The organism is Pseudomonas sp. PB105 (assembly GCF_009764655.1).
Lineage (GTDB): Bacteria > Pseudomonadota > Gammaproteobacteria > Pseudomonadales > Pseudomonadaceae > Aquipseudomonas > Aquipseudomonas cyclaminis.
Window position 1 is genome coordinate 1 of sequence record NZ_RWIO01000004.1, and the last position, 1185, is coordinate 1185.

The window sequence follows — 1185 nt, forward strand, 5'->3', positions numbered from 1 at the left end:
AGACCGTGACCAACGGCTGCCCGGTGTCGATGGTCACCGGCGAAGAATTACTTACGCTGACTGACGGTGTTTTAGACGGGATTCTGCCGTTTGAGTGGACACGGTTGTATCGCACCAGTGCGGTGGAAGTGGATGTCGGGCTGGGGTTTGGGTGGAGTCATTCGCTGGCGCATCGGCTTGTTGTGTCAGGTGATTCGGTGGTGTGGACGGATCATGAGAACCGCTCGACTGAGTTTCCACTGCCGACAGTTGCTCGACCTGCAATCACCAATAGCCTGGCCGAAGCGGCGATCTACTTGGGCTCGGTGCCGGATGAGTTGGTGCTGGCGCAGGCGTCGCGGTTTTATCACTTTCGCGATGGGGTGCTGGTTTCAATCAGTGATGCGTATGACAACCGGCTGCGGATTAGTCGGGACGTTTTAGGGCGCATTGAGCGGCTGGATAACGGTGCCGGTTGTGCGCTGTTCTTGCGTTACGAGTCGGGCCGCATTGTGGCGGTGGACTACCAGGTTCAGCGCGCCAAGGGGTATGAGCCCTACGCCTGGGTAACTGAACAGAACGTTGTTTCCTACGCCTATGACGACCGTGGCCGACTGGTCTCAGCGACCAATGCCGTCGGTGAAAGCGAGATTTATCGCTACGACGATCAGCACGTGATTCTTGAACGTGGGTTGGCCGGTGGGGCGAGTTTCTTTTGGGCGTGGGAACGGTCTGGCAAGGCGGCGCGATGTGTTCGGCATTGGGCCAGTTTTTCGCAGATGGATACGCGGTATGTGTGGGGGGATGACGGCAGCGTTGTGGTGCACAACGCTGATGGCAGCCAGGAAGTGTATGTCCACGATGACCGCGCACGGCTGGTGCAGCGCATTGATTCGGACGGTGCCGAGCATTTCAAATCCTACGATGACAAGGGTCGGCTGACGGTCGAGCAGGACCCGTTGGGCGCGGTGACGGCGTATCAGTACGACGAGGCCGGGCGCTTGGTGGCGTTGTTTCCGGGGGACGATGAGCCCACTTCCTACGAGCATGAAAACGGCTTCGTACGGGTTGTAAGGCGGGGCTCAGCGGTTTGGAAGTACGAGCGCAACGATCAGGGCGACGTGACGCGTAGGACCGATCCCGACGGTCACATCACCGACTACAGCTACAACAAATACGGGCAACTGATTGGGGTGTGGTACCCCG

Annotated in this window: 1 protein-coding gene; it reads left to right on the plus strand. The window is 59.0% G+C overall.

The genetic code is table 11. From position 1 onward, the window contains the following. Positions 1–1185: RHS repeat domain-containing protein (locus EJD88_RS00680; RefSeq protein WP_256673563.1), on the plus strand; the 1185-nt coding region annotated here is incomplete at both ends.